A 25,970-nucleotide genomic window follows, 5' to 3' on the forward strand; every position below is an offset into this window, starting at 1 on the left:
GCTCCCACAGTGATCCGCGTTAGCTTCGGCTCATCCGGTAAACGCAATGCTCTCCACCACCTCCAGGTCGTACCCTGTCAACCCCGCGTACTTGAGCGGTGGCCCCAGGTGGCGCAACTTGCCGACGCCCAGGTCCTGGAGGATCTGCGCCCCGGTACCCACTTCAGAATAGATGCGTGATTGGGACCGGCTGAACTGCCTGGGGGGCTGGGTGAGTTGCGGCACGCGCTCGAGCAGCGCCTGGGAGGATTCGTGGTTCGCCAGCACGACCACCACGCCACAACCTTCTTCGGCGACCCGTTGTAACGCCGCCCATAGCGTCCAGTTGGATGGTCCGTGGTATTCGGCGCCCACCAGGTCCCGCAGCGGGTCGATCACGTGCACTCGTACCAGGGTCGGTTCGTCGCGACGAATCTCACCCATGACCATCGCCATGTGCACGCCGCCCTCGATACGATCTTCAAAGGTGAACAAGCGGAAGGTGCCGTGCACCGTCGGCAATTCGCGCTCACCGATGCGCACCACGGTGTGCTCGGTGCTCAGGCGGTAGTGGATCAGGTCGGCGATGGTGCCGATCTTGATGCCGTGCTTACGCGCGAACACTTCCAGGTCCGGGCGACGGGCCATGGTGCCGTCGTCGTTCATCACCTCGACGATCACCGAAGCGGGCGTGAAGCCCGCCAGGCGCGCCAGGTCGCAACCGGCTTCGGTGTGCCCGGCGCGGGTCAGCACGCCACCTTCCTTGGCGCGTAATGGGAAGATGTGCCCCGGCTGCACGATATCGGCAGGGCCGGCATCGGCAGCCACGGCGGACGCGACGGTGCGGGCCCTGTCGGCGGCGGAAATGCCGGTGGTCACGCCCGTGGCGGCTTCGATGGACACTGTGAACGCGGTGCTGAACACGCTGCCGTTGCTCGGCACCATCTGTTCGAGGCCCAGGCGCTGGCAATGCTCGTCGGTCAGGGTAAGGCAGATCAGCCCACGGGCTTCCCGGGCCATGAAGCTGATGGCCTGGGCGCTGCAACAGTCGGCGGCGAGTAGCAGGTCGCCTTCGTTTTCGCGGTCTTCGTCATCCACCAGCAACACCATCTTGCCCAGGCGGTAGTCTTCGATGATTTCCTGAATGCTGTTAAAGGCCATGTCGGGCTCTCTTGTTCTTTATGAAATGCTGGATGGAAACAATTTGTGGTATACCATAATACAAAATAAACCGAGAGGTCACTATGAAGGCGTACTGGATTGCCCATGTGGATGTCACCGACCCCGATCAATACAGTCAATACACCCAGCGGGCACCGGCGGCGTTCGCCTTGTATGGCGCGCGCATGCTCGCCCGGGGCGGGCGTAGCGAAGCGATGGAAGGCAGGGCGACGCCGCAGCGCAGCGTGGTGATCGAGTTCGACTCTTACGAGCAGGCGGTGGCTTGCTACCACTCGCCGCAGTATCAGGAGGCCAAGCGCCACCGCAAGGACGTGGCCCAGGCCGAAGTGATCATTGTCGAGGGCGTGGCGCCTGCGTAGGCGTGGATGCCAGATCATTCACTTTGGGAGCGAGCTTGCTCGCGATGGCGGTGGGTCAGAAAAAAATCATCTGCTGACCCACCGCCATCACGAGCAAGCCCGCTCCCACAGAGGATTTCACAAGGTGGATTTCACAGGCTGGGCTCACAAGGGTGATCAACGAATGAAATGGATCTTGCCGCTGTCGTCGTTGCCGATGTAGATGCCATAGACGCCAGCCTGGCGTTCCTCGATATAACGTTCGAGGATCTGCCGGATGGCCGGGTAGTAGATGCTGTCCCAGGGAATGTCTTCGGGAGCGAAGAACTGGCAGGCGAGGGTTTCCGGGCCGAACTGGCCAGTGATTTCCACGGCGACGGCGCGGAAGATAATGTAGACCTCGCTGATCTTCGGCACGCTGAAGATCGAGTAGGGCGAAACTATGTCGGCGCGCACGCCGGTTTCTTCCCAGACTTCCCGCAACGCGGCCTGCTCAGTGGTCTCATTGCCCTCCATGAAGCCAGCCGGGAGGGTCCAGGTGCCTGGGCGTGGCGGGATGGCGCGTTGGCACAACAAGTACTTGCCGTCCCGCTCGATGATGCATCCTGCGATGATCTTCGGATTGACGTAATGGATGTAGCCGCAGCCGTCGCACATCAGCCGCTCATGGGTATCGCCCGCCGGCAGGCGGTGATTCAGGTCACTGCCGCCACACTTTGGACAAAAGCTCGGGCTGAACATGTCAGTGGCCTATGCGCGGTTCTTTCAGGGCGATGGGCGCGGTGATCTCGGGGATGTCGCCGGTTTCTTCCTGCTTGCGCTTGAGGTACTCCAGCGCCACCTTGGCTGCCGCGCGCACGTGATCCACCGAGGCCTGGTGGGCAGCCAGCGGGTCGCCGCTCTTGATGGCCTCGACCATGCGCTCCATTTCCTGGTTGCTGGCGCCGCGACGGTTTTCCTGGGACACCGACGTCGCCCGCAGGTAACTGATGCGCGCCTGCAACTGCCGCAGCTGGGTGGCTGCCACGTGGTTGCCGGAGCCTTCGAGCAGCACGTCGTAGAAGCCTTGCACCGAATCGATCACCTGTTGCAGCTCGCCTTCCTTGAGGGCCTGGCGGTTTTCCTCGAGGGCCCGCTCAAGTGCCTTGATGTCCTTGGCCTTGGCTCGCAGGGTGAACAACTGGACGATCAGGCCTTCCAGCACGCAGCGCAGCTCATAGATGTCGACGGCGTCGGCCAGGGTGATGATCGCCACCCGCGGGCCCTTGGCATCGGCGAACTCCACCAGGCCTTCGGATTCCAGGTGGCGCAGGGCTTCGCGCACCGACGTGCGGCTCACGCCCAGGCGGTCGCACAGGTCACGCTCGACCAGGCGATCTCCCGGCAGGAGCTGGAAGTTCATGATGGCGCTTCGCAGTTTATCCAGCACGATCTCGCGCAGGGTAACGGGGTTGCGATTGACCTTGAAGCTGTCGTCGAGTGGCAGGCGTTTCATGGGGTCCGCTCTGTAGTAAGGCTGTCCATGCCAAACGGGCAACATCTGCGCGTTCAGTTCAAACAGCCGAAGGTTGACTGGAGGCCTCGGCATCGGCTTCGGCAAAGGCTTCACGGGCAAGCCGGAAACTGTCTACCGCAGCCGGAACGCCGCAATAGATACCGACCTGAAGCAAAATTTCGCGTATTTGCTCACGACTCAGGCCGTTACGCAAGGCGCCACGCACATGCAGTTTGAGTTCGTGCGGGCGATTGAGCGCCGAGATCATCGCCAGGTTGATCATGCTGCGCTCCTTGAGCGACAAACCCTCGCGGCCCCAGACATGACCCCAGCAGTATTCGGTGACCATTTCCTGCAACGGCCTTGTGAAGTCGTCGGCATTCTCGATGGAGCGCTTGACGTAGGCCTCGCCCAGTACCTGGGTGCGGATCTTCAGGCCTTGTTCGTATTTGTCGTTGCTCATCGCGGCGTGCTCCCAAAGTCTTCGAGCCCACCCATCAGGGTGTATTTGAGTTCCAGATAATCGTCGATGCCATATTTGGAGCCTTCGCGGCCCAGGCCCGAGGTCTTGATGCCGCCGAACGGCGCGACCTCGGTGGAGATCAGGCCTTCATTGATGCCGACCATGCCGTATTCCAGTGCCTCGCTCATGCGCCAGGCGCGGCCCAGGTCGCGGGTGTAGCAATAGGCGGCAAGACCCGAGTCGGTGTCGTTGGCCATGTGGATGGCTTCGGCCTCGGTGGCGAAACGGAAAACGGCGGCCAGTGGTCCGAAGGTTTCGTCCCGGGCAACTTTCATTTGCGTGGTCACGCCGACCAATACCGTCGGCTGGAAGAATCCATGGCCGAGGGCATGGCGTTCGCCGCCGCAGAGCAGCCGGGCACCGTGGGCGAGTGCGTCCTGGACATGGTCCTCGACCTTGGCGACGGCCCGCTCGTTGATCAGCGGACCTTGGCTCACGCCTGCCTCGAAGCCGCTGCCGACCTTCAATTGGGCCACGCGCTCGGCCAAGCGTGCGACGAAGGCATCGTGGATGCCGTCCTGGACCAGGAAGCGATTGACGCAGACACAAGTTTGCCCGGCATTGCGGAACTTGGCGACCAACGCGCCTTCCACCGCACGCTCCAGGTCGGCGTCGTCAAAGACGATGAACGGCGCGTTGCCGCCCAGCTCCAGCGAGACCTTTTTCAGCGTCGGCGCGCATTGGGCCATGAGCAACTTGCCGATGTTCGTGGAGCCGGTGAACGAGAGTTTGCGTACCAGGGGGCTGCCGGTCAGCTCGCCGCCGATGGCCACGGCGTCGCCGGTGATCACGTTGAAAATGCCGGCGGGAATCCCGGCCTGTTCCGCCAGGACCGCCATCGCCAGGGCCGAGAACGGCGTCTCCGGCGCGGGCTTGACGATGCAAGGGCAGCCGGCGGCGAGGGCCGGACCGGCCTTGCGGGTGATCATCGCGGCAGGGAAATTCCACGGGGTGATGGCTGCCACCACGCCGATCGGTTCCTTGCTCACCACAATGCGCGCGCCGTCCTTGTGGCTGGGAATGGTGTCGCCGTAGATGCGCTTGGCTTCTTCGGCAAACCATTCGATGAAACTGGCGGCGTAGAGAATCTCGCCCTTGGCTTCTGCCAACGGTTTGCCTTGTTCGAGTGTGAGGATTTCTGCCAGCGCGTCGGCCTGTTCGATCATCAGCCCGTGCCAGCGCTTGAGGGTCTGGCTGCGTTCCTTGGCGGTCAGCCCGCGCCAGGCCGGCCAGGCTCTGTTGGCGGCAGCGATGGCCTGGCGGGTGTGTTCGGCAGCCAAGTTTGGCACCCGGCCGATCAATTCGCCATTGGCCGGGTTGAAAACGTCCTGGCAAGCGCCGTCGGGCGCTGCGAGCCATTGGCCGTCGATATAGGCCTGCTGGCGGAACAGTTGCAAGGCTGCTGGACTCATGCCGGCTCCCTGAAAGAATAGAAAAATACGTGTGGCGAGGGAGCTTGCTCCCGCCGGGCCGCGCAGCAGCCCTCGCTTTTTTTCGGGGCTGCCTTGCAGCCCAACGGGAGCAAGCTCCCTCGCCACGAATATTGCGTGGCTTGTGATTCTGGAATCAGCCCAACGCGGGCAGGGCGCCCAGCTTGCCCTTGTGATAGATCATCGGCGTGACGGCTTGCTCGGGCAGGATCAGGTGCTTCACAGCGCCGACGATGATGGCGTGGTCGCCGCCGTCGTACTCGCGCCACAACTCACACTCGATGATCGCCGTGGCCTTGGCCAGGATCGGGTTGCCGAGGTCGCTCAGGTGCCAATCGATGCCGTTGGCCTTGTCCTTGCCTTTGCCGGCGAAGGCGTAGGCTTCGGCGGTCTGGTCGGCGGACAGCAAGTGGATTGCGAATTGCTTGCTGTCCCGCAGGATCGGGTAGGTGTCGGAGGCATAGTTGGGGCAGAACAGCACCAGCGCCGGGTCGATCGACAAGGCGCTGAACGCACTGGCGGTGATGCCGACGATGTTCCCGTCCGGGTCCAGGGTCGTGACCACGGTGACGCCGGATGGGAAGGAGCCCATGACTTCTTTGTAAATGCCGGGTTCGATCATTTCTCAGGACTCCTAGCGCATCACGAACGGGTCAGGCATGGGCGCCTGGGAAAGGTTGATCCACACCGTTTTCAGCTCGGTGTAGGCCAGCACCGAATCGATGCCGCTTTCGCGTCCATAGCCGCTGTTCTTGAAGCCGCCGATCGGCGCCATGGCCGAGACCGCGCGGTAGGTGTTGACCCAGATGATCCCGGAGCGCACGTCACGGGCCAGGCGATGGGCACGGCCCAGGTCGCGGGTCCAGATGCCGGCGGCGAGGCCGAACTGCGAGTCGTTGGCAATCGCCAGGGCTTCGGCTTCGTCCTTGAACCGGATGACCGAGGCCACCGGGCCGAAGACTTCTTCCTGCATGATCTTCATGGAGTTGCGGTCGCATTCGAACAGGGTTGGCTCATAGAACCAGCCGTCACCCACGCCGGTCGGGCGTTTGCCACCCAGGCGCAGGCGCGCGCCCTCGGCGATGGCGTCGGCCACCAGGCCTTCGACCACGGCCAGTTGTTGCGCGGTAGCCATCGGGCCCATTTCACTGTCATCGTCCTGCGGGTTGCCAATGCGGATGCGCCTGGCGCGCTCTTCCAGGCGCGAGACGAACTCATCGTAGATCTCGTCCTGCACCAGCAGCCGCGAGCCGGACACGCAGCTCTGCCCCGATGCGGCGTAAATTCCGGCAATCGCCCCATTGATGGCGCTGTCCAGATCAGCATCGGCGAAGATGATGTTCGGCGATTTCCCACCCAGTTCCAGGGACAGCTTGGCGAAGTTCTCGGCGCTGCTGCGCACCACATGACGGGCCGTAGCCGCGCCGCCGGTAAAGGCGATCTTGCGCACCAGTGGATGACGGGTCAGTGCCGCACCGGTGCTGGGGCCGTAGCCGGTCACGACGTTGACTACGCCCGGCGGGATCCCGGCTTCCAGGGCCAGGCGAGCCAGCTCCAGGATCGTCGCTGACGCATGCTCGGACGGCTTGATCACGATGGTGTTGCCGGCGGCCAGTGCCGGGGCCAGCTTGATCGCGGTCAGGTACAGTGGGCTGTTCCAGGGAATGATGGCCGCGACCACGCCCATGGCTTCGTGCACGGTGTAGGCGAACAGGTCCGGTTTGTCGAGGGGCAGGGTGCCGCCTTCGAGCTTGTCGGCCAGGCCGGCGGTGTAGTGGAAAAACTCCGGCAGGTAACCGACCTGACCGCGGGTCTCACGGATCAGCTTGCCGTTGTCGCGGCTTTCGAGCTGGGCCAGTTGTTCCTTGTTTTCGGCGATCAGGTCGCCCAGGCGTCGCAGCAACTTGCCGCGAGCGGTTGCGGTCAGACCACGCCAGGCCGGGCTGTCGAAGGCGGTCTGCGCCGCCTGCACGGCGCGCTCGACATCAGCCTCATCGGCATCGGGCAGTTCAGCCCAGGCCTGCGCCAGCGCCGGGTTCAGGCTTTCGAAGGTCTTGCCGGACAGGGCATCGACCCATTCACCGCCGATGCACATGTGGAAGCGTGCGAGTGTCATGCAACGATCCCCTTTAATGGATTGGGTTGGGCGTACGCCTTGTCGAGGAATTCGAGCAGCACCTGGTTGACCAGGCGCGGCGATTCTACCGGCATCATATGCCGTTGCTCGGCGAGTACGGCAACGGCGGCGCCGGGAATGCGCGCGGCCAGTTGCTCGGCCATTTCCGGGGTCGAGCCCGGATCCAGTTCGCCGGTCGCGATCAGCGTTGGCGCCTGGATACTGCCCAGGTCGTCGGCGCGGTACATGTCCTGGGTGGCGAACAATTCATAGGTGGTCAGGTAGCCCTGCGGATCGTTCTGCGCCAGGGTCTGGCGCAACGCGGCGATCTGCGCCGGGTTGGCCGCCTGGTATTCGCGGCTGAACCAGCGCGACAGCGCGGCTTCGGCATTGGCATCCGGACCATGCTCGGCGGCTTGGGCTGTCCGGGCAATGACCCCGGCGCGTTGCTCGGGGCTGCGGTTGAACACGCTGTTGAGCACCACCAGGCTTTGCAGGCGCTGCGGGTAATGCAAGGCGAACGCGCGTGCCACCAACCCGCCCATGGAAAAGCCGACCACCGAGGCCTGAGGCAATTGCAAGTGGTCGAGCAATTCCAGCAACTGGTCGGCGTAGCCGAGCAAGCCGGTGCCGCCGGCCGGACGCGGGCTTGCGCCATGGCCGAGCATGTCGTAGGCAATCACGCGGTATTTCGTGGCCAGGCCAACGACCTGGCCGCCCCACATTTCTTTGTTCAGGCCCACGCCGTGGATCAAGACCACGGGCTGGCCTTGGCCGGTCGCCAGGTAACTGGTGCCGGCCGGGGTGAGTTCAGCGGTGAGCCGAATCATGGAGCGCTCCTGCTTGCCTTTTTATTGTGGTCAACCGGGCTGGTTCACTGCGCCTTTTCAGCGGCCAGTTCTTCCAGGTCGATGTAGCGGTTGCCGATACGCGGATGCAGGCGGCCGCCATCGGCGCAACCCAGGACCACGACGATTTCGTCGGCGCGCGGAGCGTCTTCGATCTGCATTTCCAGGGTGATGTAGTGCGAACGCAGGCCTTCGTCGTCCTTGTGCATCATCGGAATCTGGATCGAGGTGCCCGGGCCGCCGCGCTTGTTGGTGAAGCTCAAGTAGCTCTTGGCCTTGACCGCTTCGCGATAGTGATTGCCAAAGCGCAGGGTGTGGATGACGGCGGACGCGTGTTCGATTTCACCGTCGGCGCCGACCACGGCGGCCTTGCCGTAGGCTTCGATCTTGTCCGCGCCGCCGATGATGCCTACCAGGCGCTCGACCATCAGTGCGCCGAGGTCGGAGCAGTTTGCGCGGATTTCCGGTTTCAGGTCTTCGACAAAACCGCGGCCTAGCCAAGGGTTCTTCATGACCACCGCCAACCCGACCATGGTCACCGGCTTATCCGTGGCCTTGCCGCCTTCGATGAAGGTTTCGTCGACATAGCTGACGATCTTGCGAATTTCGAAACTCATGAGCTGCTCCGTAGGAGGGTGAGAGAAGTCTGTGCGTATGATGGTATACCATAATACTGTAAGCGCAAGAGGCGGCTTTCAGAATGTTCGCAAGGGGCGACAAAAGGGGGTGAGCCGGTCGGGGTGGCGGGAGAGCAATTTGTAACCGCCACAAAAAGAGCGAGGGCCGTCTATCCTCATGGGATAAATGTCCCTCTTTCAGTGCAATAGGCGCTTGTCAGCCCTCTTGTTGCACCTATTCGATCCATTCGAAACGACGCAAGGATCGCGACGGGCAGGCGCTTTATCTCCGGCGAGCGGTTCACGGTCGTCAACACGAGCATAAGACACGACCTACAGCTACACCGATGAAGTCTGCACGAGTATCAGTTCCCGCGGCTGACGCCTCAGCACAGCCCGCGCCAGCGCATCCCGCAATGGCATCTGGAACTGCCGCGACGGGTGCGCAGCCAGCTCGACCCCTACGGCAACCCAGATGCATGCACGGGTGCAGGTGAATTCAGTGGTGCAGGTCCGACACTCATCACCGCGCCGAGGCCCACGGCCTCATCGCGAGCAGGCTCGCTCCCACAGTGGATTTAGGTGTGAATACAAATTTCGTATCCGCCTCAACGCCCTGTGGGAGCGGGTTTACCCGCGAAGGCGGCGGTACATCCAACCTCTTCTTCGGCAGACCCACCGCTATCCATCCTCATTGCCAACTGACCCACCGCCATCGCGAGCAGCCTCGCTCCAGCGGGGGATCTGCTGCCAAGCAAGGTCCACCCAGTTCTCTAAAAATGAAGCTTTCATGACAAAAGTTCGGTAGCACATCGCCATTCCCGTCATGCCTGTGTGACGTGTTCGAGGGGCCTGCAAAGGGTCGTTTGGAGCCGGGGCGCGAGGGCGGGAGTGAGGCGATGGGAACTATGGAACGTTATTCGAAAGTGGGTATGCAGGAGCTTGACCAGCGGCTGTCGAAGATCGTCGAGGCGGCGCGCAAGCAGCCGGTTTCGGTGTATCGCTACGGCGCGCCATGGGTCTGGATCGTTTCCCAGGATGACTGGCAGGGCGCGCTCAAGGAAGTGTCCAGCTACATCCCCCAGGGGCATTCGCTGGTGTTGTTGCGTCCGCAGATCGACGACCTGCTCAACGATCATCGCGATGTCTTGCAAGGGCTCAATGCCGACGCCCAGATGCTCATCGCGCCGCAGACCGTCATGCATATCCTCCTGCTGCAATTGCTTTATTCGGTGCCCAGCGAGCAGCAACTCTACGAGCAACTCAACTACAACCTGCTGTTCCGCTGGTTCGTCGGCCTGGACCTGAACCAGAAAGTCTGGAGTTTCAACGTTTTGTGCAAAGACCTCGCCACCCTGCTGGGCGATGCGCGGGCGGTAAGACTCATCCAGAAAATCATCGGTGAAGTGTTCTGTGGCGCCTTGCTGCAAATGCCCGAGTTCTCCTTGAACTTCGCGCTGCTGCACACCTGGCTGGCTCGGCACGCCACGACGTCGACTGCAAGCAATTGAGCCGTACTTTGAACTCAGGGGGTGGTGTGGAGCATTTTTTCAAATCGCGGCCGGCGCTGTGGGGCTGGCTGTTGCTGGCGGTCGGGGGGCCGTCGGCATTGGCTGGCGAAGCTGGGCAAGACGCTGCCGAACCCGCAGCGCGCCTGGTGGACGTGAACGAGTATTTCGTGCGCGGCAACACCGTGCTCGATGCCCGGGCCATCGAGGAGGCGGTGTACCCGTTCCTCGGTCCACAAAAGGCCTTGAGCGACATCGAAGGCGCCCGGGACGCCTTGCAAAAGGTCTATCAGGCGCGTGGCTATCAATCGGTGTTCGTCGAGTTGCCGGAGCAGAAAGTCGAAGACGGCATCGTTTACCTGCAAGTCAGCGAGACCAAGGTCGGCCGGGTACGGGTGGTGGGCGCCAAACACTATTCCCCGGTGGAAATCCGCGAAGAAGTACCGGCCCTCCAGGAGGGCCAGGTGCCCGATTTCGCCCAGGTCCAGAGCGAGTTGGCGCAGTTGAACAAGACGCCCGGCCGCCAGGTCATGCCGTTGGTTCGTGAAGGGCAAAGACCAGGCACCATGGACGTGGACCTGCAAGTGGAAGACCAGAATCCCTGGCAAGCCAGCCTGGGCCTGAACAACGACTACAGTGCCGACACCGAGAGGCTGCGGACCGTCGCCAGCCTCGGCCACAACAACCTTTGGCAACTGGGTCACAGCGTTTCGCTGACCTTCTTCACCGCGCCTCAGGACACCGACAATGCCAAGGTCTGGTCCGGTTCATATACCGCACCACTGGACGAACGCTGGAGCGTGCAATTTTCCGGCTACCAGTCCGACAGCAACGTGGCGACCGTCGGCGGCAGCAACGTGTTGGGCAAAGGGCATTCGTACGGGGTTTCGGCGATTTACACGCTGCCATCCAGTGGCGCCTGGGCCAACACCTTGTCCGCCGGCGTGGATTTCAAGGATTTCGATGAAGAACTGAGCCTCGGTGGTTCCAGTGACAAGGCGCCGCTCAAGTACGCGCCGTTCACCTTCGCCTATAACGGGCTGCGTTACACCCAGGACAGCCAACTGGGTCTGGGCCTGAGCCTGGTGGCCGGTACTCGCAGCCTGCTGGGCTACGGCAGCTCCGACGAAGATTTCGACTACAAACGCTACCGCGCCAGCCCCAGCTTCGCCGTGCTCAAGGGGGACGCCAGCTACACCTTTACCTTCGGCAACGACTGGCAAACCGCATCCAAGGCGGCCTTCCAACTGGCCTCCGGACCGCTGGTCTCCAACGAGCAGTTCTCCGCCGGTGGCGCGACCTCGGTGCGCGGTTATCTGGCGGCCGAACGCACCGGGGACGACGGCTACCTGCTGTCCCAGGAGCTGCGCACGCCATCCCTCGCCAGGTTTCTTGGCAGCTACGTCCAGGAGTGGCGCTTCTATGCCTTTGCCGAAGGCGCGCAGTTGTACCTGCGTGACGAGCTGCCCGACCAGGACGCCGACTACGCCCTTGCCAGTGTTGGCCTCGGTACCCGGGCGAGCCTGAGCAAGTGGTTGTCCGGGAGCGTCGATTGGGGCCTCCCGCTGCTCGACGGGCCGAACACCTCGAAAAAGGAATCGCGCCTGCACTTCAACCTGCAAGCGACGTTTTGAACCCAGGAGTCATGTCCATGCAACGCTTATTGTTATCTCTGTTGATTTGCCTGGGGCTGGTTCTTCCGGCAACCGCCAATGCCTGGTGGCAGGACGACTGGCACTACCGTAAACAGATCTCGGTGGACACCACGCCTCAGGGCGCGGCTATCGCCCAGGCTCTGGGGCGCACCGCATTGCTGGTGCGCCTGCACACCGGCAACTTTACCTTCGACGGGGTCAAGGAGGACGGTTCCGACCTGCGCTTCGTCAGTGCCGACGACAAGACCGTGTTCAACCACCAGATCGAAAGCTTCGACCCGCTGATGGGCATGGCGTTGATCTGGGTCGATGTGCCGAGTGTGGAGGGCGGTCAACGCCAGGACCTGTGGATGTACTACGGCAACCAGAAGGCGCCGGCCGCCGGCAGCGGTCAGCTGACCTTCGATCCGGATTACACCGCGCTGTACCACTTCGACGGTGCCACCGGCGTGCCGCCCAAGGACACCACGGCGTACGGAAACAATCCCCAGGGCGCGGTCGGCACCGGCATCGATGGGGTAATCGGCCGTGCCCTGCAATTCAATGGCCAGCCACTGTTGCTGCCGGCCAGTGCGTCATTGCAGCACAACGCCGGTGGCGCGTTCACCTTCAGCGCCTGGTTGCGCCAGGACCAGGCCAGTGGCGAGCAGGTCGTCCTGGCCCGGCATGAAGCCGCCGCCAGCCTGCTGATCGGCGTCAATCAAGGCACGCCGTTCGTGGCCATCAATGGTCAGCGCGCCGTCTCGACCCAGCCGTTGAACCCAGGCCAGTGGCAGCACCTGGCGTTGACGGCCTCGGGCGACCGGGTGGTGCTGTACCTCAATGGCCGGGAAACCGCGAGCCTCGCCGTGGCGATGCCGGCATTCAACTCGCCGATTGCGCTGGGCGCCGACATTTCCGCCGGTGCCTTCGCGCCGTTCAGCGGGGCGATGGACGAAGCACGGCTGTCCAAGGTCGCCCGCCCGGCGCCGCTGTTGCTCGCCGACGCCAACGCCCAGGGCGCCGAATCGAAACTGGTGGCGTACGGCGTCGATGAGGAACAGTCCGGCTTTGGCTTCGGCAGCCTGGGTTTCCTGCTCAATGCCGTGCCGATGGATGCCTGGGTGATCATCGCGATCCTGGTGCTGATGATGTTCCAGTCGTGGATCATCATGCTGCGCAAGAACCGTATGGTCAGCCGGGTCAGCCGTGCGAACGAGGCGTTTCGCGAACATTTCGCCCGGATCGGCACGCGCCTGGAAATGTTCGCCGACGACCAGGAACTCGCCCAGCGCCTGCAACATTCGTCGCTGTGGCGGTTGTACCTGGTGGCGGTCAAGGAGATCCGCACCCGCCGTGAGCAGGGCGCCGACACCTCAAGCGTCTCGGCGGCCACCATCGAAGCGATCCGTTGCTCCATGGACGGCGTACGCACCCGGGAAAACCAGCAGCTCAGTTCGAAACTCTCGACCCTGTCCAACGCCATCGCCGGCGGCCCCTACATCGGCCTGCTCGGCACCGTGCTGGGGATCATGGTGGTGTTCCTCGGCACGGCGATGGCCGGCGATGTGAACATCAACGCCATCGCTCCAGGCATGGCTGCGGCACTGCTCGCCACCGCCATGGGCCTGTTCGTCGCGATCCCCGCGCTGTTCGGCTACAACCGCCTGATCACCCGCAACAAGGAAGTCAGTGCCGACATGCGGGTGTTCGTCGACGAATTCATCACGCGCCTGGCGGAGCTGCACGGCGAAGGCCAGTCCGGCGAAGCGACCCCGCGCCGTGACCATCACGCTCAATCGTTCGTACCGGCCTGAGGACATCGCGATGGCTAGCGTAAACGCTTCACACGATGACGACGATGATGCCGCCGTCGACAGCATCAACATCACGCCGCTGGTGGATGTGCTGATGGTGGTGCTGGTGATGTTCATCCTCACCGCTACGGCACAGGTCTCGGGCATCCAGATCAACCTGCCCAAGGCCAGTGCCTCGGTGTCGCTTTCGGAGGCCAAGACCAAGGCAATTTCGGTGAATGACGGTGGCCAGGTGTTCCTCGATGCCTACCCGGTGACATTGGCTGAACTGGAAGAACGCCTGCGCATCGAGAAGGCCCAGAGCCCGGACTTCCCGGTAATCGTGCGCGGTGACGCCACGGTGCAGTACCAGAAAGTCATCGAGGTGCTGGACCTGTTGCGGCGCCTGGAACTGTCCCAGGTCGGTCTGGTGACCGGCAAACCGAGCCAGGGCTGACCATGACCGCCAGACTTCCCATTAATCCGCCCCCGGTGAAGCCCTCGCCACTGCGCCTGTTCAAGTGGGCCGCTGCCCTGGTGCTGGGGGCCGTGGCGGCATGTCTGCTGTGGCAGTGGGCCAACGACATGAGCGGCGTACGCCGTGAAGCGCCGAAAGTGCCGACCATCATCCCGCTGCCGCCTCCACCCCCGCCACCCCCGGAGAAGCCCAAGGAACCGGAGCCCAAGGTCGAGGAGAAGGTGGTCGAGCCAGAGCCGACCCCGGAACCCGAAGAGGTCAAGCCCGAGGAAGAAGCGCCGCCGTCACCGGTGGATGACCTGGCCAACCCGATGCAGATGGACGGCGACGCCCAGGCTGGTAACGACGCCTTCAACATCGGTGCCGGCAAGGGCTCAGGCATGGCCGGGGCAGGGGGCGGGCGCCTCGGTAATGGCACCTACAGCCAGTTCCTGGCGTTCACCTTCCAGCGTTTGCTGCGGGAAAACCCTGAGCTGCGCAGTCTGGCGTTCTCGCTGCAGGCCGACGTCTGGCTCAGTGCCGTGGGCGAGATCACCCGGGTCGAGCTGGCCAAGTCCAGTGGCAACCCGCAGGTGGATGAGCAAGTGATTTCCGCCCTGCGTGCCGCGCCGCATTTGAGCGAACGGCCACCGGCCTCCCTGACTTTGCCTGTGCGCCTGTCCTTGCAGGGACGGCGTCCGGGTTAACCGAATATTGAAAGTTTGCCAACAGGAGTTGTGTGCAGATGATTTCCAATGTGAATCGATTGTCGTGGGCGGTCGGCCTGGTGGTGCTGGGCCTGGCCGCACATGCGACGGCCGCCCCGGCGCCTTCGGAAAACGCCACGATCAATCTGATCCGCTTGCTCGTGCAGCAGGGCGTATTGAAGCAGGACCAGGCTGATGGCCTGATTGCCCAGGCCGAGCGCGAAGCCGTGCAGGCCCGCCAGGCCTCGGCAACGGTTGCCGCAGCGCCCACGGGCGCGCCGGGCGACGTGCGCGTGCAATACGTGCCGAACATCGTGCGCGAGCAGATCCGCGATCAGGTCAAGGCGGAAGTCATGGCCACCGCCAGGCAGGAGAACTGGGCCCAGCCCAACACGTTCCCGGATTGGGTCTCGCGCATCAGTTTCGATGGCGACATTCGCCTGCGCGATGAATCGCGCTATTACTCGGGGACCAACAGCAACCAGATCGTCGACTTCGCCCGGCTCAACGACAAGGGCCCGTATGACGTCAACCCCAACAGCAGCGCCAGCCTGCCGCCGTTGCTCAACACCCGCGAAGACCGGGAAAACCTGTTCCGCCTGCGGGCGCGCCTGGGCATGAAAGCGGTGATCGCGCCGCAATGGACCGCCGGCATCCGGATCGGCACCGGCTCGGACAACAACCCGGTGTCCACCACCCAGACGCTGGGCGGTGGTTTCGGCAAGAAGGACATCTGGCTCGACCAGGGTTACCTGACCTGGAAGCCGTCGGATGAGTTGACCTTGACCGGCGGGCGCATTGCCAACCCGTTTTTTTCCACCGACCTGTTGTATTCCGGTGACCTGAACTTCGACGGCGTGGCGGCGATTTTCAACCACAAGCTCAACCAGGATTGGGGGCTGTTCGGCACCGTCGGTGCGTTTCCGGTGGAGTACACCAACGACACCAGCACCAGCAACGGGACAGACAAAGAGGAGAGCGACACCAAGTGGCTGTACGGTGCGCAATTGGGGGCCAACTGGGCGATCAACGACAGCAACCGTATCAAGGGCGCAATGGCGTATTACCGCTTCGACGACATCGAAGGCCAGCGTTCGTCGCCGTGCCAACCGTGGGCCGGTGACCCGGGTTGCGACAGCGACGGTTCGCGCGTGGCTTTCATGCAGAAGGGCAACACGGTGTTCCTGCTACGCGACATCCTGCCCAACCCACTCAACCCGTCCACCACGCCACAACCACAGTACGTCGGCCTGGCCTCGGAGTTCAATCTGCTGGACCTGAACCTGGCGCTGGATACCGACCTGCCCGCGGACCTGAAACTGCGCAGCCAGGCGCATTACGTACACAACCTGGGCTATGACGAAGGCGAGATGCGCAAGCGCTCGGCCGGGCAGTTCGCCAACAACCTGGACAGCGATGGCGAGGTGGAAAGCGGCGCCAACGCCTGGATGCTCCAGTTCACCCTGGGCAACGCGCTGGAGCTCAGGCGCGAAGGCGACTGGAACCTGTTCGCCGGCTACAAGTACATCCAGCCGGACGCCTTGCCGGACGGTTTCAACGATTCGTCCTTCCACCTGGGCGGCACCAATGCCAAGGGCTATTTCCTGGGTGGCAACTACGGTCTGGCGAGCAACGTCTACGCCACCGGTCGCTGGTTGAGTTCCGAAGCGGTGTACGGCGCACCGTACGACATCGATGTCTTGCAGCTTGAAATCAATACGCGCTTCTAAGCGCAGGGAGGCCTCATGAAAAGGCGAGCCATGAATCCGTATCCCGCCGCATTGTTGATGCTGGGCCTGCTGGTCAATGCCAGTGCCCACGGCGAGGGCCTGGAGGAGCGACTGCGGGCGCAGTTGCGCAGCACCACCGCACAGTTGCAGACCCTGCAGAGCGAACAGGCCCAGGCCACTGCTGCCCGGCAGGCCGCGGAAAACCAGGCCAGGGAGGCCCAGGCGCAGATCAAGCAACTGACTGCACAATTGAACAAGGCCCAGGCCTTGAACGAGCAGTTGGCCGGGCACCGGCAAAACCTGCAAAACCAGGCCCAGGCCCAAGTGGCGGCCAGCAACGAACAGATCGGCAAGTTCAAGAAAGCTTATGACGAGCTGTTGACCCTGGCCCGTGGCAAGGAAACCGAGCGGGCCCGTCTGGAGGCGCAATTGACCGAGCGTGACACACAAGTGCAGCAATGTTCGGTCAAGAATCAACAGATGTACGAAGTCGCCAAGAACCTGCTGCACGCTTACGAAACCATCGACGTGGCGGACGTCATGAAAATCCGCCAGCCGTTCGCCGCCAGGACCCGGGTGCGTTTCGAGGAGCTGGCCCAAGGCTTTGGCGATGATCTCTACAAGAACCGTTTCGATGCGCCCCAGGCCTCGATCACTCATTGATTCGCAAGGAAGAATGACATGACCTCAATGGTTGAACACGTCAGCGCAAAATCCCTGACCGAACTGCTGCAAGCCGCCGGTTACCGGGTCAACGAAACCGAGCAGAACGGCATCGTGCAATTGCTCAGCGCCAGCCAGGGCATCGGTTTCGCCGTGCGTTTCGGCAACCCGACGGCGACCCCAGGGCATTACATGGACTTTACCTTCAGCTGCGCACTGCGCGTGCAAGGTGAACTGCCGGCCGGTTTGGCCGAGCTGTGGAACGCCTCGCGACGCTTTGCCCGGTTGTCGTTGCAAGGTGAGTTCCTGCTGATGGAAATGGATGTGGTGGTCGCCGCCGGCGTCAGCGCCGATCACTTGCGCAGCAATCTCGAACTCTGGGATCGACTGTTGCAGGAATTCATCGTGTACCTGCGCGAGTTCAGCCAGAACGCCGCACGTTCGCAGACCCGGGCCGAGCCTGCCGAAACCGCGCTGGAAGAGGCGAGCGCATCGTGAAAAAGCCGACCTTCGTCATCAGCGCCGCTGCGTTGGGCCTGGTCGCTACGGCGGTGGTGCTTGGCCTGCGTCCGGGCAACGATCCGGTGGCGGCGGTGCAGACTGCCAGTGTGTTGCAAGCCGACTCGCCAAGCCTGGCCCGGCTGGGCAACCAGCAAGTCAGCCCGGAAGAACTCAAAGCCCTGCTGGCGGCGCTGGCTCCTGAGGTTCGTCAGCAGATGCGTGGCAATCGGGCCGCGCTTGAGGGTTGGATTCGCGCACGCCTGGCGGAAAAAGCCGTGTTGGAACAGGCGGATGCCCAAGGTTGGCGCCAGCGCCCTGAGGTGGAGCGTCAGACCCGTGCGGCCACCGAGCAGATTGTGTTTCGCGATTACTTGCAGTCTGTCAGTCAGGTTCCGGCCGGGTACCCCAGCGAAGAAGAGTTGAAACAGGCTTATGACGCCGGGAAAGCCAACTGGACCGCGCCGGCGTTGTACCGTGTCAGCCAGATTTTCCTGGCGGCCAGCGAGCCGCAAACGGTTGAGGCGGTACGTCGGCAGGCGATGGACCTGAGCAAGAAGGCCCAGGCTTCACCGGCCGAGTTCGCTGCGCTGGCGACTCGTTTCTCCCAGGATCGCACCAGCGCGGAGCGGGGTGGCGACAGCGGTTTCCAGCCCTTGCAGCAGTTGGTCCCGCAGGTGAGGGAGGCAGTGGCGCGCTTGAAGGTCGGCTCGGTGTCGGATCCGGTGCAGAGCGCGGCGGGGTTTCACGTCATCAAGCTCACCGAGCAGCAACCGGCCCGGGAAGCGACCCTCGACGAAGTCCGCGAGCGCTTGACCCAGGCCCTGCGCGCCCAGCGCCAGGAGCAGATCGCCAAGGCTTACCTGGACGGCATGCTCGATACGGCGACGCTGAGTATCGACGGCGCTCAGCTGAGCAAGGTGCTAGAGGAGGTGCGTTAGTTTCTCGCTCCTGATCCCGTGACGAGGGAGCTTGCTCCCGCTGGGACGGTCCGACGCCTCGGGCGAAGCGGCCCCAATAAACATGACCGCGTTCTTTTCAGGAATCAATCGATGCCGGCTTTAGGGCTGCTGCGCAGCCCAGCGGGAGCAAGCTCCCTCGCCACAAGGGGATGTGCCTGGGTCGAGTCATCGCGCAGCCCTCGCTTTTTTGAACAACCGACAGGGAGTCACCCATGACCTTTACCGAGCCCGCAGGACGCCAGGCCATCATCAGCCCCTACCGCACGCCGCTACGGTCCGCCGATCCCTGGCTGGCATCGGCCGGCAGCATCGAGCCTGCGGTGGCCCAGTGCTTCCTGGTCAGTGCCCGTTGTGGCTGTTTCATGCAAGCGGCCCGTAGCCTCAACGTCAAGGCGACCTGGTTGCGCAAACAGTTGGCGCAGCTCGAAGCGCGACTGCAACGGCCGCTGTTCAGCTTCCAGGGCAGCGCCTTGACCCTCAGCCGCGAAGGCCGGCAATTGCAGGCGCGCTTGATCGCCCTGATGAACGACGGCCCACCGCCGCACGACGAGCAGCCATTGATTCGCCTGGCCGTGGCCGAGCCGATCCTGCATGACATTCTGGGGCGCGACCTGATCTCGTTGCTGCGACGCAACGCCAGCGCACGGCTGCAGATCCTCACGCTGGACAGCGAAATGGCCTTGCACGCCGTCAGCGCCGATCTGGTGTTGTGGTTAAGCGATGCGCAGGTGTCGGCGCCGGGGCCGAGCTTCGCCACGCTGCCGGCTGACCGATTGGCAAGCCTGAATTACGTGCCGCACATCGCCAAGCGCTATTCCCGGCCAGCCACCCGCCCGGACTGCCTTGACGGCCTGAGCGACTACATGCTCGTGCAATGGCAGGCGGACCAGCAGGTGGACAGCTTTGCGCCGTGGAATACGCTGCTGGAGCAACGCCGGGCCGGTGTGGTGCAGGTGCAATCCTACGAGCTGATGCTGGAAATGATCCGCTGCAGCGCCTGCATCGGACTGTTGCCGCAGTACATCAGTCGCTTCGACCGAGGGCTGGTCGCCTTGCCGGGGCTGTTCGAGCAAAACATGCAGCGGCATTTGTGGATGACGGTCAATGCCCAGGCCGAAGCTTCGCCCGAAGTGCAGATGCTCATCGAACTGATTCGCCACACGCTGGATGAGCGAAGGGACTGGTTTCAAACCTGACCGCTCTACAGGGGAGACCCGTGTCCATCGTGGGAGCGAGCCTGCTCGCGATAGCGGTGTGTCAGCCAACGTCGATGCCAACTAAACCACCGCCATCGCAAGCAGGCTCGCTCCTGCAACAGTGGGTGATGCGAGCCCCGGGACAGGCAAAACCCCATGCATTGGCTATACCTGTAGTTCCGCCCCGTCTTGTGTGGCTTGAAGGAGTGACAGCATGAAGCTCGCGTCAGTGATTGGAACCGTGTGCATCGCCTCGCTTGTCCTGGCGGGTTGCTCCAGCAAAGTCACCCAGCCGGATGAGTACTCGGGATTTCTCGGCGACTACAGTCGTCTGAAGGAAGAAAAATCACCGTCGGGGGCCGAGGTGATGCGGTGGGTCGATCCGAAGATCGATCTGGACAAATACACCAGCTTCTATATCGAGCCGACCCAGCTGTACCCCAAGCCCCAGCCAACCGTGAAAATCCCCCAGGCGACCCTGTCCGGAATAACCGGCTACTACGACCAGGCGCTCCAGCGCGAAGCGGGAAAATCCTTGCCCCTGGCAACCGCGCCGGGCCCCGGTGTCCTGGTGATGCGCGCGGCCATTACGGCGGTCAGCAGCAAGACCGAAGGCCTGAAACCCTATGAAGTGGTGCCGATTGCGCTAGTGGCGGCGGCGGTCAGCACCGCCAGCGGCATCCGTGACCAGGAAACCACCCTGGGCACCGAAGCGGTGTTCCTCGACGGCGGTAACAATGCCGTGGTGGCCCAGGTCGTGCGCAAGGGCACGGGCAAGCCCTTGTCCAATGAATCCCAGGTGATGAAACCCGACGACGTCAAGGGCGTGATCGATGGCTGGGCAGCGGATCTGCACCAGTCATACCTCAAGCTCAAATCCAAATAAGCAACCTGAGCAAATCGCCGGCCCCCTGTGGCGAGGGAGCTTGCTCCCGCTGGGCTGCGCAGCAGCCCTATGTGAGTGCTGCGCACTCAAGCGGGAGCAAGCTCCCTCGCCACAGTGTTCGTCCAAACCTTCAGCCAGTAGCGTGGTCCACACCATGACTTTTTGTCTCCAACCATAGGTCGCGCAACCATTTCATGGTTAACTTCCGGCCTCAGCCTTTTTCAAACCTGTCAGAAGGAATCCGTTCATGGCTACAGTCACGCTCAAAGGCAATCCGGTGCAAGTCAACGGCCAGCTGCCGCAAGTCGGCTCCAAGGCGCCAGCCTTTTCCCTGGTGGCCGGCAACCTGTCCGACGTCACCCTGGCGAGCCTCGCCGGCAAGCGCAAAGTGCTGAACATCTTCCCAAGCGTCGACACGCCGACCTGCGCTACTTCGGTGCGCAAGTTCAACGCTCAGGCCAACGGCCTGGATAACACCGTCGTGCTGTGCATCTCCGCCGACCTGCCGTTCGCCCAGGCGCGCTTCTGCGGTGCCGAAGGCCTGGAAAATGTACAGAACCTCTCGACCCTGCGCGGCGCCGAATTCATTCAGGACTACGGCGTGGCGATTGCCGACGGCCCACTCAAAGGCTTGACCGCCCGTGCCGTGGTCGTGCTGGACGAGAACGACACCGTGCTGCATAGCGAACTGGTGAAGGAAATCGCCGAAGAGCCGAACTACGACGCTGCTCTGGCTGCCTTGAAATAAGTTTCCTGATATAAGCATTTATTACATTTGTTGACGGCCCGGGCCTTGAGTCCAGGCCGTTTTCATTTGTGTTTCAACGTCTTAGCCTGACTTCGGGATTCGTAAGCCCAAGGTAAATTGCCGGTAAAGGCGCTTTGCTAAATATCCGACAGTGCTTATCGTTCAGCCTTCCGTAAAAGAGCCCCACGCGCCCAATGGTTGACCACTCCATGCCATCCTCTGTTTCCCGCAATTCCCGTCGCTGGCTGTTCGGCCTGTTCATCGTCCTGGTCGTCGCGCTGCTGGCCTGGAAGTTCTGGCCCACCGCCACAGGTCAGAAGCCTGGGGCAGGGCAGAAGGCCGCAGCCGGGCACATGGGGCGCTCGGGCGGCATGCGACCTGGATTTGGCGGCGCAACGGGGCCGATCCCGGTTCGGGTGGCGCCGGCGGTCACCGGGGATTTCCCGCTGTATTACAAGGCATTGGGCACGGTCACTGCCCTCAACACCATCAACGTGCGCAGCCGGGTCGGCGGTGAACTGGTCAAGGTGGCTTTCGAAGAAGGGCAGATGGTCAAGGCCGGCGATTTGCTGGCTGAAATCGATCCGCGCCCCTACCAGAACGCCTTGCTCCAGGCCGAAGGCACGTTGCTGCAGAACCAGGCGCAGTTGAAGAATGCCCAGGTCGATCTTGAGCGCTACCGTGGCCTCTACGCCGAAGACAGCATCGCCAAGCAGACCCTCGATACGGCCGCCGCGCTGGTAGGCCAGTACCAGGGCACGGTCAAGACCAACCAGGCAGCGGTCAACGACGCCAGGCTCAACCTGGAATTCACCAAGATCCGCGCTCCCATCTCTGGGCGGGTCGGCCTTCGGCAACTGGACATCGGCAACCTGGTGGCGGCCAATGACACCACCGCCCTGGCGGTCATCACCCAGACCCAACCCATCAGCGTCGTGTTCACCCTGCCCGAAAACAACCTGGAAACCGTACTCGCACGCTACCGCAGCGGTGCGAAGCTGCCGGTGGAAGCCTGGGACCGTGGCGACGTGAAACTCCAGGCCAGCGGTGTGCTGCAAAGCCTCGACAACCAGATCGACGTCACCACCGGTACGCTGAAGTTCAAGGCTCGCTACGAAAACCGCGATCAGTCGCTGTTCCCCAACCAGTTCGTCAATGTGCGCCTGCTCGCCGACACCCTCAAAGGCGTGGTGCTGGCACCGACCGCGGCCATTCAGTTCGGCACCAATGGCACCTTCGTCTACGCCCTGGAAGGCGACAAGAAAGTGACCATCCGGAAGCTGAAGGTCGGGGCCAGCGACGGCGAGAACACCGTGATCACCGAAGGCCTGGCCGCCGGTGACCGAGTCGTGCTCGAGGGCACCGACCGCTTGAAGGAAGGCAGTGAGGTGGAGGTGGTCAATGACAGTCGGGACGTGCCCACCACGCCGACCGAGCACCTGCAGGGCAAGACCGCGGCAGCCCCGGATGAGCCGGCTGCGGCCGACAAGGCGAAAAAGGACGGCGCATGAATCTCTCGCGGCTGTTCATCCTTCGCCCGGTCGCCACCACGCTGAGCATGCTGGCCATTGTCCTGGCCGGCCTGATCGCTTATCGACTGCTGCCGGTGTCGGCCTTGCCCCAGGTCGACTACCCGACCATCCGCGTGATGACCCTGTACCCCGGTGCCAGCCCCGACGTGATGACCAGCGCCGTAACCGCCCCCTTGGAGCGGCAATTCGGGCAGATGCCGGGCCTGACGCAGATGGCGTCCACCAGCTCCGGCGGTGCGTCGGTGATTACCCTGCGCTTCAACCTCGAAACCAACATGGATGTCGCCGAACAGCAGGTGCAGGCGGCAATCAACGCGGCCACCAACCTGCTGCCCGACGACCTGCCGGCGCCCCCGGTCTACAACAAGGTCAACCCGGCCGATACCCCGGTGCTGACCCTGGCGATCACCTCCAAGACCATGCTGCTGCCCAAGCTCAATGACCTGGTCGATACGCGTATGGCGCAGAAGATCGCCCAGATCAGCGGGGTCGGCATGGTCACCATCGCCGGAGGCCAGCGCCAGGCCGTGCGGATCAAGGTCAATCCCGAGGCCCTGGCGGCCAACGGGCTCAATCTGGCGGACGTACGTACGCTGATCAGCGCATCCAACGTCAACCAGCCCAAGGGTAACTTCGACGGCCCGACCCGGGTCTCGATGCTCGACGCCAATGACCAGTTGACCTCGCCCAAGGACTACGCCGAACTGATCCTGGCCTACGCCAACGGCGCGCCGTTGCGGCTCAAGGACGTGGCACAGATCGTCGACGGCGCGGAAAACGAACGCCTTGCCGCCTGGGCCAATGAAAACCAGGCCGTGCTGCTGAATATCCAACGCCAGCCAGGGGCCAACGTTATCGAAGTGGTGGACCGGATCAAGGCCCTGTTGCCGAGCATCACCGACAACCTGCCGGCCGGCCTGGACGTCACCGTGCTGACCGACCGGACCCAGACCATCCGTGCCTCGGTCACCGACGTGCAGCATGAATTGCTGATCGCCATCGCCCTGGTGGTGATGGTGACGTTCCTGTTCCTGCGCCGTTTCAGCGCCACCATCATTCCTTCCGTAGCTGTACCGCTGTCGCTGATCGGCACGTTCGGCGTGATGTACCTGGCAGGGTTCTCCATCAACAACCTGACGCTGATGGCCTTGACCATCGCCACCGGGTTCGTGGTGGACGACGCCATCGTCATGCTGGAGAACATTGCCCGCTACATCGAGGAAGGCGACAGCCCGTTGCAGGCCGCGCTCAAGGGCGCCCGGCAGATCGGCTTCACCCTGGTGTCCCTGACGTTGTCGCTGATTGCCGTGCTGATTCCGCTGCTGTTCATGGCCGACGTGGTCGGGCGGCTGTTCCGCGAATTCGCCATTACTCTGGCAGTGGCGATCCTGATTTCGCTGGTGGTGTCGCTGACCCTGACGCCGATGATGTGCGCGCGGTTGCTCAAGCGTGAGCCCAAGGAAGAAGAGCAGGGCCGCTTCTACCGCGCCAGCGGCGCCTGGATCGACTGGTTGATTGCCGCCTATGGGCGCAAGCTGCAGTGGGTGCTCAAGCACCAGCCGCTGACCTTGCTGGTGGCGGTGGGCAGCCTGGTCTTGACGGTGGTGCTCTATCTGGCGGTGCCCAAAGGGTTCTTTCCGGTGCAGGACACTGGAGTGATCCAAGGCATTTCCGAAGCCCCGCAATCGATTTCCTTTGCTGCCATGAGCGAGCGCCAGCAGGAGCTTGCCAAGGTGATCCTTGCCGACCCTGCCGTGGACAGCCTGTCGTCCTACATCGGCGTGGATGGCGACAATGCGACGCTCAACAGCGGCCGCTTGCTGATCAACCTCAAACCCCACAATCAGCGGGATGACAGCGCAACGGCGATCATTGCCCGCTTGCAGCCGCAGCTGGACCGGCTGGTGGGCATTCGGCTGTTCATGCAGCCGGTGCAAGACCTGACCATTGAAGACCGGGTCAGCCGCACCCAGTACCAGTTCAGCCTGTCGTCGCCGGACGCCGAGTTGCTCAGCCTCTGGAGCGGCCGTCTCGCCGAAGCCCTGGCGCGCCAGCCGGAACTGACCGATGTCGCCAGTGATTTGCAGGACAAGGGCTTGCAGGTCTATCTGGTGATCGACCGCGACGCGGCTTCACGCCTGGGCGTCTCGGTGGCGAACATCACTGACGCGCTGTATGACGCCTTTGGCCAACGGCAGATCTCCACCATTTACACCCAGGCCAGCCAATACCGCGTGGTATTGCAGGCCCAGGCCGGCGAGCGGATCGGGCCCCAGGCGCTGGATCAGATCCACGTCAAGACCACCGATGGCGGCCAGGTGCGGCTGTCGAGCCTGGCCCATGTCGAGGAGCGCCAGGCGCAACTGGCGATTGCCCACATCGGCCAGTTCCCGGCGGTGATGATGTCGTTCAACCTGGCGCCGGGCGTAGCCCTCGGGCATGCAGTGGATGTGATCGAAAAGGTCCAGCAGGACATCGGCATGCCGATAGGCGTACAGACGCAATTCCAGGGAGCGGCCCAGGCCTTCCAGGCATCGTTGTCGAGTACGCTGCTGCTGATCCTGGCGGCAGTGGTGACCATGTACATCGTGCTGGGCGTGCTGTACGAGAGCTACATCCACCCGATCACCATTCTGTCCACCTTGCCCTCGGCGGCCATCGGCGCCTTGCTGGCATTGATACTCAGCGGTAACGACCTGGGCATGATTGCGATCATCGGGATCATCCTGCTGATCGGCATCGTCAAGAAAAACGCGATCATGATGATCGACTTTGCCCTCGACGCCGAACGCAATCAGGGCGTGGACCCGCAGACGGCGATCTATCAAGCCGCGCTGCTGCGTTTCAGGCCGATCCTGATGACCACCCTGGCGGCCTTGTTCGGTGCAGTGCCGCTGATGCTGGCCACCGGCTCCGGCGCCGAACTGCGCCAGCCATTGGGGTTGGTGATGGTCGGTGGGTTGCTGGTGAGCCAGGTGCTGACGCTGTTCACCACCCCGGTGATCTACCTGTATTTCGATCGCTTGGGGCGGCGCTTTGCCCGGGTTGATGGGAAAGAGGTGCAGGCATGAGGCGCAGCGTGGGCCGGCCGCATACCCTGTGGCGAGGGAGCTTGCTCCCGCTGG

Annotated in this window: 24 protein-coding genes and 1 pseudogene; 16 read left to right on the forward strand and 9 right to left on the reverse strand. The window is 63.0% G+C overall.

The annotated features are described in order from the left end of the window. Positions 1-30: 30 nt before the first annotated feature. The gene (gene ribBA, locus ACLEJQ_RS22005; protein ID WP_440798407.1) at positions 31-1,140 is read right to left on the reverse strand and encodes a bifunctional 3,4-dihydroxy-2-butanone-4-phosphate synthase/GTP cyclohydrolase II; all 1,110 of its coding nucleotides are present in this window, start codon (positions 1,138-1,140) and stop codon (positions 31-33) included. Between the two features lie 83 nt (positions 1,141-1,223). Between ribBA and ACLEJQ_RS22010 the strand changes: the two genes are divergently transcribed. After that, positions 1,224-1,520 carry a DUF1330 domain-containing protein gene (locus tag ACLEJQ_RS22010; protein WP_440798408.1) on the forward strand — a complete coding sequence of 99 codons (297 nt, stop codon included), beginning with the start codon at positions 1,224-1,226 and terminating at the stop codon, positions 1,518-1,520. Positions 1,521-1,676: 156 nt separating this feature from the next. Here the strand turns inward: ACLEJQ_RS22010 and ACLEJQ_RS22015 are convergent, their stop codons facing one another. From ACLEJQ_RS22015 to ACLEJQ_RS22050, 8 genes are all read right to left on the reverse strand, one after another. Continuing rightward, on the reverse strand, positions 1,677-2,240 hold the full coding sequence (locus tag ACLEJQ_RS22015) for an NUDIX hydrolase (RefSeq protein ID WP_440798410.1): 564 nt from the start codon (positions 2,238-2,240) through the stop codon (positions 1,677-1,679). 1 nt (position 2,241) lies between these two features. After that, positions 2,242-2,994 carry a GntR family transcriptional regulator gene (locus ACLEJQ_RS22020; protein ID WP_440798412.1) on the reverse strand — a complete coding sequence of 251 codons (753 nt, stop codon included), beginning with the start codon at positions 2,992-2,994 and terminating at the stop codon, positions 2,242-2,244. A gap of 58 nt (positions 2,995-3,052) precedes the next feature. After that, positions 3,053-3,457 (reverse strand): carboxymuconolactone decarboxylase family protein, encoded by a 405-nt coding sequence (locus ACLEJQ_RS22025; RefSeq protein WP_310362778.1) that lies wholly within the window; start codon positions 3,455-3,457, stop codon positions 3,053-3,055. After that, the gene (locus ACLEJQ_RS22030; protein WP_440798415.1) at positions 3,454-4,929 is read right to left on the reverse strand and encodes an NAD-dependent succinate-semialdehyde dehydrogenase; all 1,476 of its coding nucleotides are present in this window, start codon (positions 4,927-4,929) and stop codon (positions 3,454-3,456) included. Before ACLEJQ_RS22030 ends, ACLEJQ_RS22025 begins: the two co-directional genes overlap by 4 nt. A gap of 154 nt (positions 4,930-5,083) precedes the next feature. Next, positions 5,084-5,569 (reverse strand): flavin reductase family protein, encoded by a 486-nt coding sequence (locus tag ACLEJQ_RS22035; RefSeq protein WP_042728215.1) that lies wholly within the window; start codon positions 5,567-5,569, stop codon positions 5,084-5,086. A 12-nt stretch (positions 5,570-5,581) separates the two neighbouring features. Continuing rightward, on the reverse strand, positions 5,582-7,063 hold the full coding sequence (locus tag ACLEJQ_RS22040) for an aldehyde dehydrogenase (protein ID WP_440798418.1): 1,482 nt from the start codon (positions 7,061-7,063) through the stop codon (positions 5,582-5,584). Next, the gene (locus ACLEJQ_RS22045; RefSeq protein ID WP_440798420.1) at positions 7,060-7,893 is read right to left on the reverse strand and encodes an alpha/beta fold hydrolase; all 834 of its coding nucleotides are present in this window, start codon (positions 7,891-7,893) and stop codon (positions 7,060-7,062) included. Before ACLEJQ_RS22045 ends, ACLEJQ_RS22040 begins: the two co-directional genes overlap by 4 nt. Before the next feature lie 44 nt (positions 7,894-7,937). Next, positions 7,938-8,528: an amino acid synthesis family protein gene (locus tag ACLEJQ_RS22050; RefSeq protein WP_440798422.1), complete on the reverse strand. Its 591-nt coding sequence runs from the start codon at positions 8,526-8,528 to the stop codon at positions 7,938-7,940. Positions 8,529-8,853: 325 nt separating this feature from the next. On the opposite strand from ACLEJQ_RS22050, the pseudogene ACLEJQ_RS22055 reads away from it, so the two are divergent. The 15 genes and pseudogenes from ACLEJQ_RS22055 to ACLEJQ_RS22125 form a co-directional block, all read left to right on the forward strand. Next, positions 8,854-8,999 (forward strand): annotated as a pseudogene (locus ACLEJQ_RS22055) (transglutaminase N-terminal domain-containing protein); the annotation flags it as partial. A 437-nt stretch (positions 9,000-9,436) separates the two neighbouring features. Continuing rightward, positions 9,437-10,039, forward strand: a complete 603-nt coding sequence (locus tag ACLEJQ_RS22060; RefSeq protein WP_440798424.1) for a transposase — start codon at positions 9,437-9,439, stop codon at positions 10,037-10,039. 68 nt (positions 10,040-10,107) lie between these two features. Further along, complete coding sequence (locus ACLEJQ_RS22065) at positions 10,108-11,670, forward strand: ShlB/FhaC/HecB family hemolysin secretion/activation protein (protein WP_440798596.1); 1,563 nt, start codon at positions 10,108-10,110, stop codon at positions 11,668-11,670. A gap of 17 nt (positions 11,671-11,687) precedes the next feature. After that, positions 11,688-13,487: a DUF2341 domain-containing protein gene (locus ACLEJQ_RS22070; RefSeq protein WP_440798426.1), complete on the forward strand. Its 1,800-nt coding sequence runs from the start codon at positions 11,688-11,690 to the stop codon at positions 13,485-13,487. A gap of 10 nt (positions 13,488-13,497) precedes the next feature. Further along, positions 13,498-13,923, forward strand: coding sequence for an ExbD/TolR family protein (locus ACLEJQ_RS22075; RefSeq protein WP_003201710.1), 426 nt, complete (start codon positions 13,498-13,500; stop codon positions 13,921-13,923). A gap of 2 nt (positions 13,924-13,925) precedes the next feature. Beyond that, positions 13,926-14,630 carry an energy transducer TonB family protein gene (locus tag ACLEJQ_RS22080; protein WP_440798430.1) on the forward strand — a complete coding sequence of 235 codons (705 nt, stop codon included), beginning with the start codon at positions 13,926-13,928 and terminating at the stop codon, positions 14,628-14,630. Between the two features lie 38 nt (positions 14,631-14,668). Next, a complete protein-coding gene (locus ACLEJQ_RS22085) occupies positions 14,669-16,360 on the forward strand; it encodes a putative porin (RefSeq protein WP_440798432.1) in 1,692 nt (563 codons plus the stop codon). Positions 16,361-16,375: 15 nt separating this feature from the next. Further along, positions 16,376-17,023, forward strand: coding sequence for a DNA repair protein (locus ACLEJQ_RS22090; RefSeq protein ID WP_440798434.1), 648 nt, complete (start codon positions 16,376-16,378; stop codon positions 17,021-17,023). Between the two features lie 18 nt (positions 17,024-17,041). Continuing rightward, the gene (locus ACLEJQ_RS22095) at positions 17,042-17,521 is read left to right on the forward strand and encodes a YbjN domain-containing protein (protein ID WP_440798436.1); all 480 of its coding nucleotides are present in this window, start codon (positions 17,042-17,044) and stop codon (positions 17,519-17,521) included. Next, the gene (locus ACLEJQ_RS22100) at positions 17,518-18,462 is read left to right on the forward strand and encodes a peptidylprolyl isomerase (RefSeq protein WP_440798438.1); all 945 of its coding nucleotides are present in this window, start codon (positions 17,518-17,520) and stop codon (positions 18,460-18,462) included. The genes ACLEJQ_RS22095 and ACLEJQ_RS22100 overlap by 4 nt, the downstream gene beginning before the upstream one ends. 233 nt (positions 18,463-18,695) lie before the next feature. Continuing rightward, positions 18,696-19,679, forward strand: coding sequence for a LysR substrate-binding domain-containing protein (locus ACLEJQ_RS22105; protein ID WP_440798440.1), 984 nt, complete (start codon positions 18,696-18,698; stop codon positions 19,677-19,679). Between the two features lie 214 nt (positions 19,680-19,893). Then, on the forward strand, positions 19,894-20,565 hold the full coding sequence (locus tag ACLEJQ_RS22110; protein WP_440798442.1) for a DUF3313 domain-containing protein: 672 nt from the start codon (positions 19,894-19,896) through the stop codon (positions 20,563-20,565). 247 nt (positions 20,566-20,812) lie between these two features. Further along, positions 20,813-21,313: a thiol peroxidase gene (gene tpx, locus ACLEJQ_RS22115; protein ID WP_440798444.1), complete on the forward strand. Its 501-nt coding sequence runs from the start codon at positions 20,813-20,815 to the stop codon at positions 21,311-21,313. Positions 21,314-21,507: 194 nt separating this feature from the next. Continuing rightward, a complete protein-coding gene (locus ACLEJQ_RS22120; protein ID WP_440798446.1) occupies positions 21,508-22,824 on the forward strand; it encodes an MdtA/MuxA family multidrug efflux RND transporter periplasmic adaptor subunit in 1,317 nt (438 codons plus the stop codon). Continuing rightward, positions 22,821-25,916 carry an MdtB/MuxB family multidrug efflux RND transporter permease subunit gene (locus ACLEJQ_RS22125; protein WP_440798448.1) on the forward strand — a complete coding sequence of 1,032 codons (3,096 nt, stop codon included), beginning with the start codon at positions 22,821-22,823 and terminating at the stop codon, positions 25,914-25,916. Before ACLEJQ_RS22120 ends, ACLEJQ_RS22125 begins: the two co-directional genes overlap by 4 nt. Positions 25,917-25,970: the final 54 nt, after the last annotated feature.

The organism is Pseudomonas sp. SMV71 (assembly GCF_052042015.1).
Classification (GTDB): domain Bacteria; phylum Pseudomonadota; class Gammaproteobacteria; order Pseudomonadales; family Pseudomonadaceae; genus Aquipseudomonas.

Excerpts from the sequence above, each read along its gene's own strand:
- ribBA (WP_440798407.1), bottom strand. The coding sequence starts at position 1,140 with ATGGCCTTTAACAGCATTCAGGAAATCATCGAAGACTACCGCCTGGGC.
- ACLEJQ_RS22010 (WP_440798408.1), top strand. The coding sequence starts at position 1,224 with ATGAAGGCGTACTGGATTGCCCATGTGGATGTCACCGACCCCGATCAA.
- ACLEJQ_RS22015 (WP_440798410.1), bottom strand. The coding sequence starts at position 2,240 with ATGTTCAGCCCGAGCTTTTGTCCAAAGTGTGGCGGCAGTGACCTGAAT.
- ACLEJQ_RS22020 (WP_440798412.1), bottom strand. The coding sequence starts at position 2,994 with ATGAAACGCCTGCCACTCGACGACAGCTTCAAGGTCAATCGCAACCCC.
- ACLEJQ_RS22025 (WP_310362778.1), bottom strand. The coding sequence starts at position 3,457 with ATGAGCAACGACAAATACGAACAAGGCCTGAAGATCCGCACCCAGGTA.
- ACLEJQ_RS22030 (WP_440798415.1), bottom strand. The coding sequence starts at position 4,929 with ATGAGTCCAGCAGCCTTGCAACTGTTCCGCCAGCAGGCCTATATCGAC.
- ACLEJQ_RS22035 (WP_042728215.1), bottom strand. The coding sequence starts at position 5,569 with ATGATCGAACCCGGCATTTACAAAGAAGTCATGGGCTCCTTCCCATCC.
- ACLEJQ_RS22040 (WP_440798418.1), bottom strand. The coding sequence starts at position 7,063 with ATGACACTCGCACGCTTCCACATGTGCATCGGCGGTGAATGGGTCGAT.
- ACLEJQ_RS22045 (WP_440798420.1), bottom strand. The coding sequence starts at position 7,893 with ATGATTCGGCTCACCGCTGAACTCACCCCGGCCGGCACCAGTTACCTG.
- ACLEJQ_RS22050 (WP_440798422.1), bottom strand. The coding sequence starts at position 8,528 with ATGAGTTTCGAAATTCGCAAGATCGTCAGCTATGTCGACGAAACCTTC.
- ACLEJQ_RS22060 (WP_440798424.1), top strand. The coding sequence starts at position 9,437 with ATGGAACGTTATTCGAAAGTGGGTATGCAGGAGCTTGACCAGCGGCTG.
- ACLEJQ_RS22070 (WP_440798426.1), top strand. The coding sequence starts at position 11,688 with ATGCAACGCTTATTGTTATCTCTGTTGATTTGCCTGGGGCTGGTTCTT.
- ACLEJQ_RS22075 (WP_003201710.1), top strand. The coding sequence starts at position 13,498 with ATGGCTAGCGTAAACGCTTCACACGATGACGACGATGATGCCGCCGTC.
- ACLEJQ_RS22080 (WP_440798430.1), top strand. The coding sequence starts at position 13,926 with ATGACCGCCAGACTTCCCATTAATCCGCCCCCGGTGAAGCCCTCGCCA.
- ACLEJQ_RS22085 (WP_440798432.1), top strand. The coding sequence starts at position 14,669 with ATGATTTCCAATGTGAATCGATTGTCGTGGGCGGTCGGCCTGGTGGTG.
- ACLEJQ_RS22090 (WP_440798434.1), top strand. The coding sequence starts at position 16,376 with ATGAAAAGGCGAGCCATGAATCCGTATCCCGCCGCATTGTTGATGCTG.
- ACLEJQ_RS22095 (WP_440798436.1), top strand. The coding sequence starts at position 17,042 with ATGACCTCAATGGTTGAACACGTCAGCGCAAAATCCCTGACCGAACTG.
- ACLEJQ_RS22105 (WP_440798440.1), top strand. The coding sequence starts at position 18,696 with ATGACCTTTACCGAGCCCGCAGGACGCCAGGCCATCATCAGCCCCTAC.
- ACLEJQ_RS22110 (WP_440798442.1), top strand. The coding sequence starts at position 19,894 with ATGAAGCTCGCGTCAGTGATTGGAACCGTGTGCATCGCCTCGCTTGTC.
- tpx (WP_440798444.1), top strand. The coding sequence starts at position 20,813 with ATGGCTACAGTCACGCTCAAAGGCAATCCGGTGCAAGTCAACGGCCAG.
- ACLEJQ_RS22120 (WP_440798446.1), top strand. The coding sequence starts at position 21,508 with ATGGTTGACCACTCCATGCCATCCTCTGTTTCCCGCAATTCCCGTCGC.
- ACLEJQ_RS22125 (WP_440798448.1), top strand. The coding sequence starts at position 22,821 with ATGAATCTCTCGCGGCTGTTCATCCTTCGCCCGGTCGCCACCACGCTG.